Annotated in this window: 18 protein-coding genes and 1 tRNA gene; 4 read left to right on the top strand and 15 right to left on the bottom strand. The window is 55.0% G+C overall.

The window, feature by feature from the left end; translation table 11 throughout:
* Window positions 1–8: 8 nt before the first annotated feature.
* The 8 genes from miaB to ACK4S7_RS06570 form a co-directional block, all read right to left on the bottom strand.
* The gene (gene miaB, locus ACK4S7_RS06605; RefSeq protein WP_409645259.1) at window positions 9–1,343 is read right to left on the bottom strand and encodes a tRNA (N6-isopentenyl adenosine(37)-C2)-methylthiotransferase MiaB; all 1,335 of its coding nucleotides are present in this window, start codon (window positions 1,341–1,343) and stop codon (window positions 9–11) included.
* Window positions 1,344–1,352: 9 nt separating this feature from the next.
* Window positions 1,353–2,153, bottom strand: coding sequence for a lysophospholipid acyltransferase family protein (locus tag ACK4S7_RS06600; protein ID WP_409645258.1), 801 nt, complete (start codon window positions 2,151–2,153; stop codon window positions 1,353–1,355).
* Window positions 2,125–2,547, bottom strand: coding sequence for a Fur family transcriptional regulator (locus tag ACK4S7_RS06595; RefSeq protein WP_409645257.1), 423 nt, complete (start codon window positions 2,545–2,547; stop codon window positions 2,125–2,127). The genes ACK4S7_RS06600 and ACK4S7_RS06595 overlap by 29 nt, the downstream gene beginning before the upstream one ends.
* Window positions 2,548–2,638: 91 nt before the next feature.
* On the bottom strand, window positions 2,639–3,073 hold the full coding sequence (locus ACK4S7_RS06590; RefSeq protein WP_409645256.1) for a MucR family transcriptional regulator: 435 nt from the start codon (window positions 3,071–3,073) through the stop codon (window positions 2,639–2,641).
* 91 nt (window positions 3,074–3,164) lie between these two features.
* Window positions 3,165–3,626 carry a GNAT family N-acetyltransferase gene (locus tag ACK4S7_RS06585; protein WP_409645255.1) on the bottom strand — a complete coding sequence of 154 codons (462 nt, stop codon included), beginning with the start codon at window positions 3,624–3,626 and terminating at the stop codon, window positions 3,165–3,167.
* Entirely contained in the window at window positions 3,623–4,231 is a 609-nt protein-coding gene (gene tsaB / locus ACK4S7_RS06580) for a tRNA (adenosine(37)-N6)-threonylcarbamoyltransferase complex dimerization subunit type 1 TsaB (protein WP_409645254.1), read from the bottom strand. The genes ACK4S7_RS06585 and tsaB overlap by 4 nt, the downstream gene beginning before the upstream one ends.
* A 24-nt stretch (window positions 4,232–4,255) precedes the next feature.
* Complete coding sequence (locus tag ACK4S7_RS06575) at window positions 4,256–4,846, bottom strand: malonic semialdehyde reductase (RefSeq protein WP_409645253.1); 591 nt, start codon at window positions 4,844–4,846, stop codon at window positions 4,256–4,258.
* A gap of 25 nt (window positions 4,847–4,871) precedes the next feature.
* The gene (locus tag ACK4S7_RS06570; protein ID WP_409645252.1) at window positions 4,872–5,447 is read right to left on the bottom strand and encodes a NifU family protein; all 576 of its coding nucleotides are present in this window, start codon (window positions 5,445–5,447) and stop codon (window positions 4,872–4,874) included.
* A 100-nt stretch (window positions 5,448–5,547) separates the two neighbouring features.
* Between ACK4S7_RS06570 and ACK4S7_RS06565 the strand changes: the two genes are divergently transcribed.
* Complete coding sequence (locus ACK4S7_RS06565; RefSeq protein WP_409645251.1) at window positions 5,548–6,369, top strand: SDR family NAD(P)-dependent oxidoreductase; 822 nt, start codon at window positions 5,548–5,550, stop codon at window positions 6,367–6,369.
* A 9-nt stretch (window positions 6,370–6,378) separates the two neighbouring features.
* Here ACK4S7_RS06565 and ACK4S7_RS06560 read toward each other — a convergent pair whose 3' ends face one another.
* Genes ACK4S7_RS06560 through ccmA form a run of 3 tightly spaced genes read right to left on the bottom strand, consistent with a single transcriptional unit; the run spans window position 6,379 to window position 7,874 of the window.
* Window positions 6,379–6,567, bottom strand: coding sequence for a hypothetical protein (locus ACK4S7_RS06560; protein WP_409645250.1), 189 nt, complete (start codon window positions 6,565–6,567; stop codon window positions 6,379–6,381).
* 51 nt (window positions 6,568–6,618) lie between these two features.
* Window positions 6,619–7,266 carry a heme exporter protein CcmB gene (locus ACK4S7_RS06555; RefSeq protein WP_409645249.1) on the bottom strand — a complete coding sequence of 216 codons (648 nt, stop codon included), beginning with the start codon at window positions 7,264–7,266 and terminating at the stop codon, window positions 6,619–6,621.
* Window positions 7,263–7,874 carry a heme ABC exporter ATP-binding protein CcmA gene (gene ccmA, locus ACK4S7_RS06550; protein WP_409645248.1) on the bottom strand — a complete coding sequence of 204 codons (612 nt, stop codon included), beginning with the start codon at window positions 7,872–7,874 and terminating at the stop codon, window positions 7,263–7,265. Before ccmA ends, ACK4S7_RS06555 begins: the two co-directional genes overlap by 4 nt.
* Before the next feature lie 49 nt (window positions 7,875–7,923).
* On the opposite strand from ccmA, the gene ACK4S7_RS06545 reads away from it, so the two are divergent.
* Window positions 7,924–8,217, top strand: coding sequence for a 4a-hydroxytetrahydrobiopterin dehydratase (locus tag ACK4S7_RS06545; protein ID WP_409645261.1), 294 nt, complete (start codon window positions 7,924–7,926; stop codon window positions 8,215–8,217).
* On the opposite strand, the gene ACK4S7_RS06540 is transcribed toward ACK4S7_RS06545, so the two are convergent.
* Window positions 8,207–9,025, bottom strand: a complete 819-nt coding sequence (locus ACK4S7_RS06540) for an SDR family oxidoreductase (protein WP_409645247.1) — start codon at window positions 9,023–9,025, stop codon at window positions 8,207–8,209. The two genes, ACK4S7_RS06545 and ACK4S7_RS06540, sit on opposite strands and share 11 nt — an antisense overlap.
* 116 nt (window positions 9,026–9,141) lie before the next feature.
* Between ACK4S7_RS06540 and ACK4S7_RS06535 the strand changes: the two genes are divergently transcribed.
* Complete coding sequence (locus ACK4S7_RS06535) at window positions 9,142–9,651, top strand: hypothetical protein (RefSeq protein ID WP_409645246.1); 510 nt, start codon at window positions 9,142–9,144, stop codon at window positions 9,649–9,651.
* On the opposite strand, the gene ACK4S7_RS06530 is transcribed toward ACK4S7_RS06535, so the two are convergent.
* The gene (locus ACK4S7_RS06530; protein ID WP_409645245.1) at window positions 9,648–10,271 is read right to left on the bottom strand and encodes a DNA-3-methyladenine glycosylase family protein; all 624 of its coding nucleotides are present in this window, start codon (window positions 10,269–10,271) and stop codon (window positions 9,648–9,650) included. The two genes, ACK4S7_RS06535 and ACK4S7_RS06530, sit on opposite strands and share 4 nt — an antisense overlap.
* A gap of 10 nt (window positions 10,272–10,281) precedes the next feature.
* Window positions 10,282–11,040 carry a 23S rRNA (guanosine(2251)-2'-O)-methyltransferase RlmB gene (gene rlmB, locus ACK4S7_RS06525; protein WP_409645244.1) on the bottom strand — a complete coding sequence of 253 codons (759 nt, stop codon included), beginning with the start codon at window positions 11,038–11,040 and terminating at the stop codon, window positions 10,282–10,284.
* Between the two features lie 144 nt (window positions 11,041–11,184).
* Here rlmB and ACK4S7_RS06520 point away from each other — a divergent pair.
* A tRNA-Tyr gene (locus tag ACK4S7_RS06520) sits at window positions 11,185–11,270 on the top strand.
* 319 nt (window positions 11,271–11,589) lie between these two features.
* Here the strand turns inward: ACK4S7_RS06520 and ACK4S7_RS06515 are convergent.
* Window positions 11,590–13,308: an MFS transporter gene (locus ACK4S7_RS06515; protein WP_409645243.1), complete on the bottom strand. Its 1,719-nt coding sequence runs from the start codon at window positions 13,306–13,308 to the stop codon at window positions 11,590–11,592.
* Between the last annotated feature and the right edge of the window lie 18 nt (window positions 13,309–13,326).

The following is a 13,326-nucleotide window of genomic DNA, read 5'->3' as shown; positions in this document are numbered from 1 at the left end:
TTGGCCATTCAGGCGGCTGCTCTCATCGTTGGTTCACCTTTCAGGCTAAGCGGTCCAGAATCGGTAATCTGCACTGTAACGATATTGCCGATAGAAAGGTCCGGTGCAAGGACATGCACGGACTGAAGCCATGGTGATTTACCGATAAGCTGCCCGGTAAACTTTCCTGGCCGCTCCAATAGGACATCGCATGTACGCCCGACAGTCCGTTCGTTGAAGCTGGTCTGGTCCGCGACAATTTGTGCCTGAAGACGCTGAAGCCGTTCGTCCATAACATGCATCGGTATCTGGTCAGGCATTTCGGCGGCTGGCGTGCCCGGACGTGGGCTATATTTGAACGAATAGGCCTGCGCATGGCCCACTTCACGAACAAGGCGCATGGTATCTTCGAAATCGGCATCAGTTTCGCCGGGAAACCCAACGATGAAATCGCCGGAGAAGGCAATGTCAGGGCGAACGGCACGGACGCGGTCGAGAATACGCATATAGCTGTCACGGCTGTGGCTGCGGTTCATGGCCTTCAATATGCGGTCCGATCCTGACTGCACAGGCAGGTGCAGGAACGGCATCAATTTTTCGACATCGCCATGCGCGGCAATCAGACCCTCGGTCATATCGTTCGGGTGGCTGGTCATATAGCGGATGCGGCGCAGACCGGGTATCTTGTCGAGCGCGCGGATGAGGCCGTCAAGGCCCTGCATCTGGCCCTTGTCGTCTTCGCCGTCCCATGCGTTGACATTTTGGCCAAGCAAGGTGATTTCCTTGGCACCAGCGTCGACTATCGCTTTTGCCTCGTCGAGCAATTCAGACCAGCTGCGCGAGATTTCGGCGCCTCTCGTGTAGGGTACAACGCAATAAGTGCAAAATTTGTCGCAGCCTTCCTGAACCGTCAGAAACGCGGACGGCGCCTGCTTGCGGCGGGCAGGGAGCTTGCCGAACTTGTCGAGGCCGGGCAGATCAAGGTCAACGACGCGTTCGCCGCGCCCGACGGCAGCCACCATCTCGGGCAGGTTGTGATAGGCCTGCGGACCTACGACAATGTCAACTTCGGGGGCTCTGCGGCTAATTTCGCCACCTTCGGCCTGAGCAACGCAACCGGCAACGGCGATCACAGGGCTGCTCCCGTCTTTTCGGCGCAAGCGGCCAATCTCTGAATAAACTTTCTCGGCGGCTTTTTCGCGGATGTGGCAGGTGTTGAGGACTACGAGATCGGCATTGGCCTTCTCATCGGCGGGCGTCATGCCCTGGCTTTCGAACATTTCGGCCATGCGTTCGCCATCATAGACGTTCATCTGGCAGCCGTAATTTTTGATCGAATAGGTTTTGGGAGAATCCGTGCTCATAACGCGCGCCTATACAGTGCGCGCCGTGTTGCCGCCACCCTCCATTGCAGCCCCGATGCGCGTGCGTACTTCGGCGGAAATAGCTTTGCGATCAGGGTAGTGAGCTGGGTCAAAAGGCTCGAGAAAATGCAAGGTCGCGGTTATCGGCTTCAGATAGGACAATAAACGCCAAAAATTGTCGGTGACCTTTTCATCGCCTACCCAAGCCACGCGCGCGGTATGGCGGCCGTAATTGAGATAGACCGGTTGAACCAGCATGCCCGAAGGGGGCGGGACAAGCGCGGCAAAGAGAGACGGTTTGAATGGAAGTAAGCCGGAACCATCGTGCGTGGTGCCTTCGGGAAAAATCGTGACAGGCTGTTCCCCCGTCATGGCGGCACGCAAGTCATCAACCTGGCTGCCAATGCTGGTGCGGCTTTCGCGGTTGACGAAAATGGTGTTATTGATCTTGCACAGCCAGCCGATCAGCGGCCAGCGTTCAATGCCGTCATTGGCGACAAAGGTGCATCCGGTTACGCCGGACATGACGGGAATATCGATCCAGCTATGATGGTTGGCGGCATAGAAGACGTTGCTGCGGACGCGCGTGCCGGTTGTCGCGGTCGCGATGCCGCTCGTCCAGCTGATTGATAACAGGAACAAGCGCGGCCAAGGCGAAGGTTTGCGGAAGACGCGCCAGATATTGTGCAAAACAAGGCTTGTAGTCAGGCTGCTGGCCATAAGCAGCAGACGCGCAAAAAACATGAACTGCCCGGCGACAAATGCCGCAGGGTTGCGTCGTTCAATCCTTGCGGTCGATGGCGACGCCATAAAGCTCCATACGGTGGTCCACCAAGCGATACCCAAGGCGTTCGGCAATTATCTTTTGCAGCGCCTCAAGCTCGGGATCGACAAATTCAACAACTTTTCCGGTTTCGACGTCAATCAGATGGTCATGATGCGCCTCAGGCGATGCTTCGTAGCGTGCCCGGCCATCGCCGAAATCGTGCCGGTCCAATATGCCAGCCTCTTCGAATAGCCGAACTGTCCGGTACACCGTGGCAATGGAAATCTTGGGATCAATCGCCGATGAGCGGCGATAAAGTTCCTCCACATCCGGGTGGTCATTAGAGTCAGATATGACACGGGCAATGACTCGCCGCTGGTCGGTAATGCGAAGGCCGCGTTCGTTGCAGAGCGCCTCGATGTCTATTTTGATATCCATGCCGATAGACATTTAGTGTCACAGCATGATTCGTCAAAGAAAAAGGCCGGAGGATAGCCCCGGCCTTGATCTGCAATAACACTAAAAAAGCCTATTTCACCTTTTTCTTGCGGCCCGATCCAGGCGCACGTCCAAGGCCGATGGCCTTGGCCAACTCGCGGCGTTGTTCGGCATATGCCGGCGCGACCATAGGATAGTCAGCGGGTAATCCCCATTTGGCGCGATAGTCGTCCGGCGTCATGCCATAATGAGTCATCAGGTGACGCTTGAGCATCTTAAGCTTCTTACCGTCATCCAGGCAGACAATATAATCGCGCTTTACAGAGTTACGGACAGGAACTGCAGGTTCCAAGACAGTTTCTTCCACGGCGGCTGGCCCGGAAATTCCAGAAAGCGCCGCATGCACGTTAGAGATTAAAGTTGATACATCCGATACAGCCACGCTGTTGTTACTGACATGCGCTGCGACAATATCTGCGGTCAGCGTAATTAACAATTCAGTTACTTCGTTACTTTCTTGTGACATTTTACAAACTCCACGACCCGTTTTTTTGTTTTGATAGTTCAATATCCTATATAGAATCAAAGTTTAGCCGTCAAGAAATGTTGAAATGTATCTAATATTGTAAATCTAACGCCATAGTAATTGCATCCGGACTTAATCCTGTAGCATTTTTGTAATAATTTTTGCGACGTCCGATCGAATTGAATCCGGATTTAAGATAAAAGTCACGGGCGTTGTTCCCGTCGCGGACTTCAAGGAATATTTTTGTACGTCCTGCACAGCGGGCCCGAACAACGGTTTCGGACAGTAACAATTTGCCTATATTTTGTCGCTGAAATCGCCGCGCGACACCAATCATCAACAGTTCTTCATGATCAAGCACCCAGCGGCTCAAGGCAAAGCCACAGACGTCATCATCCGTTCGGGCCAGCAATAATTGGCAATCAGGGAGAACCAAAGCGGACAGGCATTGAGAGGCAGTCCATGCTTCGCCATAAGCCGGGTCAAATGCGTCGTCCATGATCGTCATCAGGGCCGCAATATCTCCGGCATCGCCCTCTACGACCCGGATCATCCGCGAATAGCAGCCGGCTTTGCATCGGGCGCTCTGCCATAAATCGGTGTCGCCGGAAGCGGATTGTCTGCCGACAATTGCGTCCAGTGCCGCGCGTCGGGTAACAAGTGGAACCATGATCGGTCGAGCCGCTGCGGATCGATGTCGCCCGCCACGATTTTTGCCGTGGCAAGGTCGGGCAGTCGATCAGGCGGCACGGATTGCACAGGCGCAAGTGATCGCCCGTTGTCGTCGAAGGCCTCAAAAAAATACTCGCCATGGCCGCCGCTCATGATGACGTCGATTGCTGCGGGCTCCGCCAGTTGTGCGCGAGCCATGGCAGCCACCAAAGCAACGCATCCATAGCCATGCACACCAATGTGCCAAGCCAGTCCTAAAGCCCTTGCCGCAGCCACGCCGACACGGATGCCCGTAAAACTGCCGGGCCCGACATTGACCATGATTTGGTCAGCTTTGCCGTTATCTGGCAGTGCGTGGATAAATGGAAGCAATCGTTCGGCATGACCGCGACCAATTATCTCATGCTCCGCCGCGAGGACTCGATCGCCATCAAACAAAGCAACAGAGCAGGCCCGTGTTGCTGTATCGATGACCAAAGTGCGCATGACAGTTCGCCCGCCCCCTTAACGTCAGACGACCTGGTTAAACCGGCCGAATGCGGGACGCGGACTGCGTTCAAAGATACTCGCCTTGTCGCCATAACCAAGTGTGCAGATGAAATTTGAGCGTATTTTTGTGCCCGCAAAAAATGCTTCGTCCACCGCAGCGTTATCAAAGCCGGACATCGGACCGGTATCGAGTCCAAGCGATCGCGCAGCAAGCATCAGATAAGCGCCCTGAAGGCTGCTATTGCGAAAGGCTGTTTTCTCGATCAGCGCATCATTGCCGACAAACCAGCTTCGCGCATCAGTATGCGGAAAAAGCTCAGGCAAATTCTCGTAAAATTCGAGGTCCATCCCGATGATGGCGGTTACCGGTGCCTGAAGTATCTTCTCGCCATTGCTTGGCATACAGCAGGCGGCGAGTTTCTGCTTTGCGGCATCGCTGGTGCACCAGATAATACGTGCGGGCAAGCAATTGGCAGACGTGGGCCCGAACTTCATCAGTTCCCATATTTGTTCCAGCTGGGATTGGGTTACCGCCGTGTCCAAATATCCGTTAAAACTGCGTGCTTCCCTAAATAGTTGGTCAAGGGCGGCGTTATCGAGAACTACGGACATGGATATACTTTCGAAAGCGGGAATCTTAAGCTGCGCGGACTTCAGTGACTTCCGGAACATAATGCTTGAGCAATTGCTCGATGCCGTTTTTCAGCGTGGCCGACGATGAAGGGCATCCCGCACATGCGCCCTGCATTTGCAAGAACACCACGCCTTTTTGGAAACCCCGATAAATTATGTCGCCGCCGTCATTGGCAACGGCCGGGCGAACGCGCGTTTCGATCAATTCCTTGATCTGGTCCACAATGTCCGCGTCTTCCGGGTCGTCCAGTGGATAATCCGCGTCGCCCGACGGGACAGAGAAGCCAGCAACGGCCGGTTTGAACAAGGGCATGTTGGCGCTGAAATGATCAAGCAATATGCCCAGAACGTCAGGCTTTAAAGTGGCCCATTCCACTCCAGGTGCAGCGGTCACCGAGATGAACGAATGTCCAAAGAACACGCCCGTGACATCACCAAGCCCGAATAATGCTTCGGCCAAAGGAGAGGCTTCTGCCTCTTCAGGGGCGGCAAAATCGCGCGTTCCAGTTTCCATGACTACGCGGCCAGGCAGAAATTTGATGGTGGCGGGGTTCGGGGTCAGTTCGGTTTCTATCAGCATTCACCGCATGTGGTGTCGTGCGTGCAAAAGTGCAAGCCAGAATGTCTTGACAGCAGGCAAGCTCGGGTTGACGTAATGAAGGATCAGGAGAGTAAAAATCATGGGTCATTCACAGAAAACAGCATGGATCACAGGAGCATCGTCGGGGATAGGCGAGGCCGTGACCAAGGCGTTTGTCGCGCAGGGCGGGGCAGCCATATTGTCGGGACGTAATGTTGCTGAACTGCAACGTGTTGCAGCCGAAACCGAAGCGCCTGACCGGTGCCTGATCCTGCCCTTTGATACTGTCGATTATGACAGCATTCCTGACAAAGTATCCGAAGCTATTGCTTTTCGTGGCATTGTCGACGTGCTCGTCAACAATGCCGGCATTTCGCAGCGTTCCCCCGCGGTGGACACGGATTTGTCGGTCTACCGACGCATAATCGATGTCGATCTGCTGGCCCCGATTGCGCTTACGCAAGCTTTGCTAGCCCATATGGTTTCGCGCGGCAGTGGACAGATTATCATGATCTCAAGCGTCGCTGGCAAGGCGGGCATTCCTATGCGCACAGCGTATTGCGCCGCCAAGCACGGCCTTATCGGCTATGCCGACGCATTGCGCAGCGAAGTGGCAGGTCAGGGGGTCAAGGTGCTTGTCGTCGCACCTGGCTCAGTGAAAACAAATGTATCGCGCAATGCGCTGAACGCCGATGGTTCCGTGCGCGGCATAAGCGATGCAGCGATCGATAACGGCATTGATCCAGACAGGGTCGCGCGCCTAATTTGGGAGGCCGTCGCCACCGGCAAGCGGGAGATTGTGATAGCCGAGGGCATGGAGGCCAATATCCCCATCTTGCGTGCGCAGGACCCGGAGAAACTGTTCGATATGGTCGAAGCGATGGTCGCAGACGGCTATGCGAAGAAACTTTCTGCGCAGTAGGCCGTGTAACTAACCGAGAGGGCCTTCTACTTCTTTGGGTGCATGCGCCTCTTCTTCGCGGCGTCGCTTGGTCGCTGCCTCAGTAAATGCTTCGCTTGCGGGTGTGGATTTGATTTTGTTGCGCACGGTCATTGTGATGATCGCGGCAATCAGCAGCAACGGCCCGACAACGACGACAATTAGCCAGATGGATTGCATTACCTTCTCCTGCGTTGGGAAAAGGTAACGAGGCAGGCACCGCTTTGTTGCCTAGATTCTGCCAGCCCTTAATGCTGCCCCGGCGGCAAAGGGGGAAAGCGCCGTGATAGCCAGCGAGGTTGCGGCCAGCAACTGCATGGCGTTGCCCGGATTTTCGGCCAGAGTTCCGGCGCCGAAAATAAGCAAAGGAATAGTGATTGGGACGAGTAACAAACCGCCAAGCGCGCTGGCGCCGCTTAAACCCGCAGTAAGTGCGGCGATCATGACTGACAAGCCGGACAGCGCCGGTAATGCCAGAGCAAGGCCAAGCAACAGGGTGCCCAATTGTGCCTCCGGTAACCCGATAAGCGCTGAACCGATCACTGTGGCCGAAAGCAACGGAAGCGCGAAGGCGAATATCTGCCCGGCGATTTTAGCGGTGGCAACGAGTTCATCGGACCAGCCCCGCAGGGCGAGTTGATCCAGCACTCCGGATTGACGGTCGGGCAGAATCAGCCGCTCAATAGGCAGAAGGGTTGCGAGAAGTGCGGCGATCCACAATATGCCGCCGCCGGTTCGTGCGAGCAAAGCCTTGTCCGGGCCAGTGACAAAAGGAAAAAGTGTCGCAACTGCCAGGTAGAAAACCACGGGAAGCCAAAATCCGCCGCCTGTCCATGCCAGCCGCACTTCTCGGGCAACCAGGGAGGTAAAGGCCCTCATGCAGCGACACCCGTCCTGTCGAGTACCAAGCTGTCAGCAACGTTGATGGTGGGCGGTTGATGCGCAGCAACGAGTATTATTCCGCCAGATGCGGCATGGTCGGTTATCGCCTGATCAAGGCGCGCGCAACTTGCACTGTCCAAGCCGTTGTATGGCTCATCAAGCAACCAGATATCTGCCTTTGATGCCAAAACACGGGCGATGCTTGCGCGCTTGCGCTGACCCGTAGAGAGAAAACGCACGGGAATTTTGGACAAGTCTTGCAAACCCATATTGGCCAAGGCGGTGATCTGTTGCGCCGGGGAAGCGCCATCCATATCAGCCCAGAATTTCAGCGCCGTCTCCACCGTCAGATTGGCATCAAGTGCGAGATTCTCGTCCGCAAGTGCAATCCGGCCGTCGGCGTGGATTGCACCGGAATTCGCGGATAACAATCCTGCAACAAGCCGAAGCAAGGTAGACTTCCCACAACCGTTGGCGCCCCTGATCCAGATAATATCCCCTGATCGCGCAGCCAGCGACAAGTCACGCAGCACGAGCCGGTTGCCGCGAATGACCGCGACATTTTCAAGGCTAAGTATTGGCGACGGTGCTTGACGCGAGGACATGGCGCGACTTAGGCATGAATTTGTTCAATTGCAAAAGCAGGATTATCATATGCAGGTTTCAAGACTGGATGACGCGGCGCGCGAAGCGGTTTTGCAACAACTGCCCCAATGGAGGTATGACGCCGACGCCAAGGGCATCCGGCGCAGCTTGCGCTTTACCGACTTTGCCGAAGCCTTTGGTTTCATGACGCGCATCGCCATTCTTGCCGAAAAAGCCGACCATCATCCCGAATGGTTCAACGTGTACAACCGTGTCGAAATCCTGCTTACAACACATGATGCGGACGGGTTGTCGCAACGGGACATTGATCTGGCCCTGGCAATCGACGCCATCACGTCTTAGGCGTTACCACATCCCCAAGACCACCCAATAGGCCTAATTGCTTGCGCAAGCGGTTGGGGAACCAGCGCGCGGAAAAGGCCAGTTGTCTGGCCATCTTGTTCACCGGCGTGTGTACCTTGTCGCCGTGAATCGCTTCCCACGCGGCGGGGCCAATAATCGATACGGGGCTTACTTCAACACCTACTGACTGAAGCTTCTCCTTGCCGGTCATGTTGCTGCCAGCGTCAATTCCGCCAATGATGTTGGTGTCGATGAAGCCGGGCATCAAGCTGCGTGCTTTTATGCCGAGTGGACGCCATTCAATGTCATGCGCTTCGGCCAGTCCGCGCACCGCAAACTTGGTGGCGCTGTATACGCTCAATCCCGCCGAGCCGTAAATGCCGGCGGCCGAGCTGGTGTAGAGCACGCAGGCGTCCGGCGTGTTCTTCAGCAAGTCGAAACAGGCACGGGTGCCGCTGATCACGCCTGTCAGATTGATGGCAATCATGCGATCAATGTCCTCATCCGTCATGTCCTGGATAGGCCCGCCAGAACCAATTCCCGCATTGTTGAACAATACCGTCATATGACCATTGGTGTGCTGTGAAAATTCCGCGACAGCCGCTTTCCATTGGGCACGATCAGTTACATCAAGCCGGTGGCGCGACCATTGGCCGGGGGGCAACGAGGAAGCAGTCTCCTCCAATCCCTTTTCATTCACGTCAGCAAGGCCAATGAACCAGCCCGCATCCGCGAAATAGCGCGCGACTTCGCGGCCAAGACCGGACGCCGCACCGGTTATAAAAATGCTTTTTTGTGTTGCCGACATAATGGACTCTCCCCTTACTCACATGCCTGTCAGCGACATCAATTTGCCGACAACGTCAACTGATTATTGCGGACCCGATAAAGGCTGGATACATCCTTTTGGCATAAGGAGCGATTATGTTTCGATATTGGTCCCTGCTGATTGTTGCCATTTTCAGCCAGTTTTCCACGCCCGCGCGGGCAGAAGTCGTCGCAACATTTTACAGCCATGATTTTGGCGACCATTTTCCGCATGCTTTTGTGAAATTAAAAGGCACTGTCGGTTCAACGGGCGAAGCGGTGGACACCAATTTCGGATTTACTGCGGTGAATGTGTCACCTGCGATCCTGATGGGATCCGTCAAGGGCGTGGTCGAAACAAAGGACGCCAAATATATTGCCGCCAGCAATCCGCATTTTTCCGTGAAGCTGTCCGACGCCGAATATCACCGTTTCATGGCATTTGTAGAAAAATGGCGCACGCTCCCAGGCAAAAGCTATAATCTGGGAAAGCGCAACTGCGTGCATTTTGCGATGGAGGCAGCGGCTTTGCTTGGCCTGAGCGTTAACCGCCAAAGCCGCTATTTCAAAAAGCCCAAGACGTTTTTGCTGGAGGTCATGGGGCTAAATAAATCGTTGAAGCCTTAGATGGCCTGAAATCCCTGGGCGTAAATATGCCACGTAAAAATCGCTGCGGCCCCGCGATGCGGGCGCCAACGTTCGGCGATGATGCGAATGTCCTTTTCGGACGGCCGCGACTCAAGTTTTAACAGGCGACCAACGCCTTCCTGAACCGCAAGGTCGCCGGCTGGCCAAATGTCGGTGCGGCCTTCTGCGAACAGCAAATAGATTTCGGCCGACCAACGCCCAATGCCTTTTACTTGTGTCAGATATGCGATTGCCTCTTCGTCGTCGGCGGGCAGGGCGTCGAGCGGCAAGTCACCCGACAGCACAAGCTCTGCCAGCGAGCGCGCATAGCCCTGTTTTTGGCGACTGAGACCGCAAGCACGCAACGCGTCGAATTCCTGCGCCAGCAAGGCGTCTGGAGGGCAACCAGCGCCTATCAGCGCCTCAAGCTTGTTCCAGACCGAAGCTGCCGCAGCAACGCTTACCTGTTGTCCCACGATCGTGCGCAGCAAGGTGGCATAGCCGGGCTCTCGAATCCGCGCGTCAGGATATCCTGTGACGGCAATTGCTGCGGCAATGCCGGGCTCGATCGCCGCCAGCGCATCAAGCGCATCGCGAAGTTGCTGAGCCGGGATGCCCATTATTGCGCCTTCAACCCCGCCGCACGGTTGCGGCATATAGCGCAATCGCCGCTGCATTGGACACATTAAGCGATTCCATCTGTCCGCTCATCGGCAGTTTGGCGAGCTGGTCGCAATGTTCCTGGATATTGTGGCGCATTCCGTCGCCTTCTGCACCCAGTACCAGCGCGTTTCGTCCGGGTGTGAGCGCTTGATCCAGCGTGACGTCGGCATGACCCGTCAGGCCGATTCGCCAATAGCCGGCCTCGGCAATCTCCTCGAGCGCGCGGGCAAGATTGACCACGCGCACCCACGGCATGACTTCCAACCCGCCGGATGCGGCCTTTGCCAACGCGCCTGATTCGGGCGGCGAGTGTCTGTCCTGTGTGACAACTGCAACTGCACCAAAGGCGGCCGCCGTCCGGAATATCGCGCCGACATTATGCGGGTCGGTCACTTGATCGAGAACCAGCAGGGGCCGGTTGTCATCGTTCGCAACGGCAAGCGCATCGGTCAGCCAGACATCCTCGAGCGGAGCGACCTCAAGCACCAGGCCCTGATGCGGCGCGTCTTTCGGCACGAAACGCGCCAGATCGTTGACTTCAGCATATTGCACGGTCAGGCCGTCAGGCACGACAATCTTGCCGATTTCCTCACGCGTACCCCATAAGTTGATAAGGCGGCGTTCCGGATTGTCGAGCGCCGCATAGACGGCGTGCCGCCCGTAAAATTTGGGATTGCCGCTTGTGACCGCTGCACCACGGCGACGATGGCTCTTGTGTGAAGACATTTTATGTACCTGTTGATGAAAAAGAGGACGTTGAAGTGCCCTTTCCCACTTGAGGCATTGACAGGCAAGGGGCGTTTCGCCATTGGGCTGCTTCTTCTGCGGGACCGGCCCTCATGCAAATGCATGATGCCCCGACGAAGATGTGGACAGGTGGCCGAGTGGTTAAAGGCAGCAGACTGTAAATCTGCCCGGTTTTCCGTACGCTGGTTCGAATCCAGCCCTGTCCACCAATTACTCTCGCGCGTTTACTGATTTATCGTATATCTGAACGCAGCGAAGATTGTTGCCACTTTTAAATCCGCCAGGGTGGCGACATCATGTGTGAAGCACGCCGGCGGCACTTCCATTGGCTTCTGCGGTAACCGACGCCTGTGCTAGTCCTATTATCACTCGTCTTCGACATTGAGTATTTCGCCCCTGAACATCGGCAGCAACCTCATAGGTCCTGACGCAATGCAGGTTCAAAGTCCGGCTGTGACATGTCGGTGGCTCAGACCAAAAAAAGAGGCAGCCAAAGCTGCCTCAAGTTCCTGAGATTGTCTTGTTACTTTATTCGTCGATATTTTTCCGGAATGTTTCTGGCAGGAACATGATGCCGACGACCAGGGTCAAGCCTGCGACGATGATCGGGTACCACAGACCATAATAGATATCTCCCGTCGCGGCGACCATTGCAAACGCCGTGGTCGGCAGGAACCCACCGAACCAGCCGTTGCCGATATGATAAGGCAGCGACATGGATGTGTAGCGAATGCGCGTTGGGAACAGTTCAACCAACAAAGCTGCAATCGGGCCGTAGACCATCGTTACCAACAGGACGAGATAGGTAAGGATCAGAACAACCAACGGCTTATCGATCTGTGCCGGATCCGCGAACAGGATTTTCTTGGCTGCCTTTGGATCCTTGGTTGCGGCTGGATTGTCCTTTACGGGATAACCTGCTGCTTCCAGTGTCGAGATAACTTCTCCGCCAAATGCTTTGATCGCTGCAGATTTGTCGTCTCCAGTTACCTTTGATGGGTCTGGAGCAGTGATCAGTTTTGATCCAATCTGAACAGACGCAATTGTCCCAGCGGGCGCATCAACGACAGAATAGCTGATGGCATTTTTTGCCAGATAAGACTTGGCAATGTCACAGCTTTTGCTGTCAAATTTGTTCTTTCCGATGGGATCAAACTGAAGCGAACAATCATTGTCGTTGACCGTGACGGTGACAGGTGCCGCCTCGCTCGCCTGAGTCATGGCGGGGTTTGCTGCGTTCGCCAAAGCATGGAAAACCGGAAAGTAGGTCACGACAGCCAAGGCACAACCGGCCATGATGATCCACTTGCGACCAATTTTGTCCGATAACCAGCCAAAGAAAACGAAAAACGGTGTGCCTATGGCCAACGCAATCGCAATCAAGATATTGGTTGTGGCACCGTCAACCAGCAAAGTCTTTTCCAGAAAGAACATGGCGTAAAACTGTCCGGTATACCACACCACAGCCTGACCAGCGACAGCACCCAGCAGGGCGATGACAACGAATTTGCCATTTTTCCAATTTCCAAAAGCCTCTGAAATCGGCGCCTTTGAATTGGTGCCTTCTTCTTTCATTTTCTGGAAAACAGGGCTTTCCTGCAGTTGCATACGGATCCAAAGTGATACGCCAAGCAGCACAACGGAGATCAGGAACGGAACACGCCAGCCCCAATCCCTGAACGATTCTTCACCGATAAGTGTTCGCGTCCCAATGACCACTAACAAAGCCGCAAATAGGCCAAGTGTGGCAGTGGTCTGGATGAAGCTGGTGTATAGCCCGCGCTTGTTATTGGGCGCATGCTCCGCAACATAGGTGGCTGCCCCGCCATATTCTCCGCCAAGTGCCAGCCCTTGTAAAAGGCGAAGTACCACGAGCATGATTGGCGCAGCAACGCCAATGCTGGCATAATTTGGTAAAACGCCCACAGTAAAGGTTGCAAAACCCATGAGGCCCATGGTGACGAGAAACGTGTATTTGCGTCCGACCATGTCCCCGAGGCGGCCGAATACGAGTGCACCAAAGGGACGCACAGCGAAGCCCGCGGCAAACGCCCCAAGTGCAAAGATAAATCCAGTTGTTTCGTTAACGCCTGAGAAAAACTGGGCTGAAATTATCGTAGCCAGCAGGCCGTATAGATAGAAATCATACCATTCGAAAACAGTGCCAAGCGATGATGCCAGGATAACTTTCTTTTCGCTACCTGTGGCTACATGGTGCTTGGGGATTGTGTCATAAGTTGTTGCCATTATTATTCTCCCCTCTCA

The organism is Sphingorhabdus sp., from assembly GCF_046292425.1.
Lineage (GTDB): Bacteria > Pseudomonadota > Alphaproteobacteria > Sphingomonadales > Sphingomonadaceae > Sphingorhabdus_B.
The sequence above is the reverse complement of the archived record's forward strand: the minus strand, read 5'-3'. Positions and strand labels throughout refer to the sequence as shown.

Bases quoted from the DNA above. Each gene is read 5' to 3' on its own strand.
- ACK4S7_RS06545 (WP_409645261.1), top strand. From the start codon at position 7,924: ATGCAGGTTTCAAGACTGGATGACGCGGCGCGCGAAGCGGTTTTGCAA.
- tsaB (WP_409645254.1), bottom strand. From the start codon at position 4,231: ATGCGCACTTTGGTCATCGATACAGCAACACGGGCCTGCTCTGTTGCT.
- ACK4S7_RS06590 (WP_409645256.1), bottom strand. From the start codon at position 3,073: ATGTCACAAGAAAGTAACGAAGTAACTGAATTGTTAATTACGCTGACC.
- ACK4S7_RS06515 (WP_409645243.1), bottom strand. From the start codon at position 13,308: ATGGCAACAACTTATGACACAATCCCCAAGCACCATGTAGCCACAGGT.
- ACK4S7_RS06595 (WP_409645257.1), bottom strand. From the start codon at position 2,547: ATGGATATCAAAATAGACATCGAGGCGCTCTGCAACGAACGCGGCCTT.
- ACK4S7_RS06530 (WP_409645245.1), bottom strand. From the start codon at position 10,271: ATGGGCATCCCGGCTCAGCAACTTCGCGATGCGCTTGATGCGCTGGCG.
- miaB (WP_409645259.1), bottom strand. From the start codon at position 1,343: ATGAGCACGGATTCTCCCAAAACCTATTCGATCAAAAATTACGGCTGC.
- ACK4S7_RS06565 (WP_409645251.1), top strand. From the start codon at position 5,548: ATGGGTCATTCACAGAAAACAGCATGGATCACAGGAGCATCGTCGGGG.
- rlmB (WP_409645244.1), bottom strand. From the start codon at position 11,040: ATGTCTTCACACAAGAGCCATCGTCGCCGTGGTGCAGCGGTCACAAGC.
- ACK4S7_RS06575 (WP_409645253.1), bottom strand. From the start codon at position 4,846: ATGTCCGTAGTTCTCGATAACGCCGCCCTTGACCAACTATTTAGGGAA.
- ACK4S7_RS06600 (WP_409645258.1), bottom strand. From the start codon at position 2,153: ATGGCGTCGCCATCGACCGCAAGGATTGAACGACGCAACCCTGCGGCA.
- ACK4S7_RS06585 (WP_409645255.1), bottom strand. From the start codon at position 3,626: ATGATCCGGGTCGTAGAGGGCGATGCCGGAGATATTGCGGCCCTGATG.
- ACK4S7_RS06540 (WP_409645247.1), bottom strand. From the start codon at position 9,025: ATGTCGGCAACACAAAAAAGCATTTTTATAACCGGTGCGGCGTCCGGT.
- ccmA (WP_409645248.1), bottom strand. From the start codon at position 7,874: ATGTCCTCGCGTCAAGCACCGTCGCCAATACTTAGCCTTGAAAATGTC.
- ACK4S7_RS06570 (WP_409645252.1), bottom strand. From the start codon at position 5,447: ATGCTGATAGAAACCGAACTGACCCCGAACCCCGCCACCATCAAATTT.
- ACK4S7_RS06555 (WP_409645249.1), bottom strand. From the start codon at position 7,266: ATGAGGGCCTTTACCTCCCTGGTTGCCCGAGAAGTGCGGCTGGCATGG.
- ACK4S7_RS06535 (WP_409645246.1), top strand. From the start codon at position 9,142: ATGTTTCGATATTGGTCCCTGCTGATTGTTGCCATTTTCAGCCAGTTT.
- ACK4S7_RS06560 (WP_409645250.1), bottom strand. From the start codon at position 6,567: ATGCAATCCATCTGGCTAATTGTCGTCGTTGTCGGGCCGTTGCTGCTG.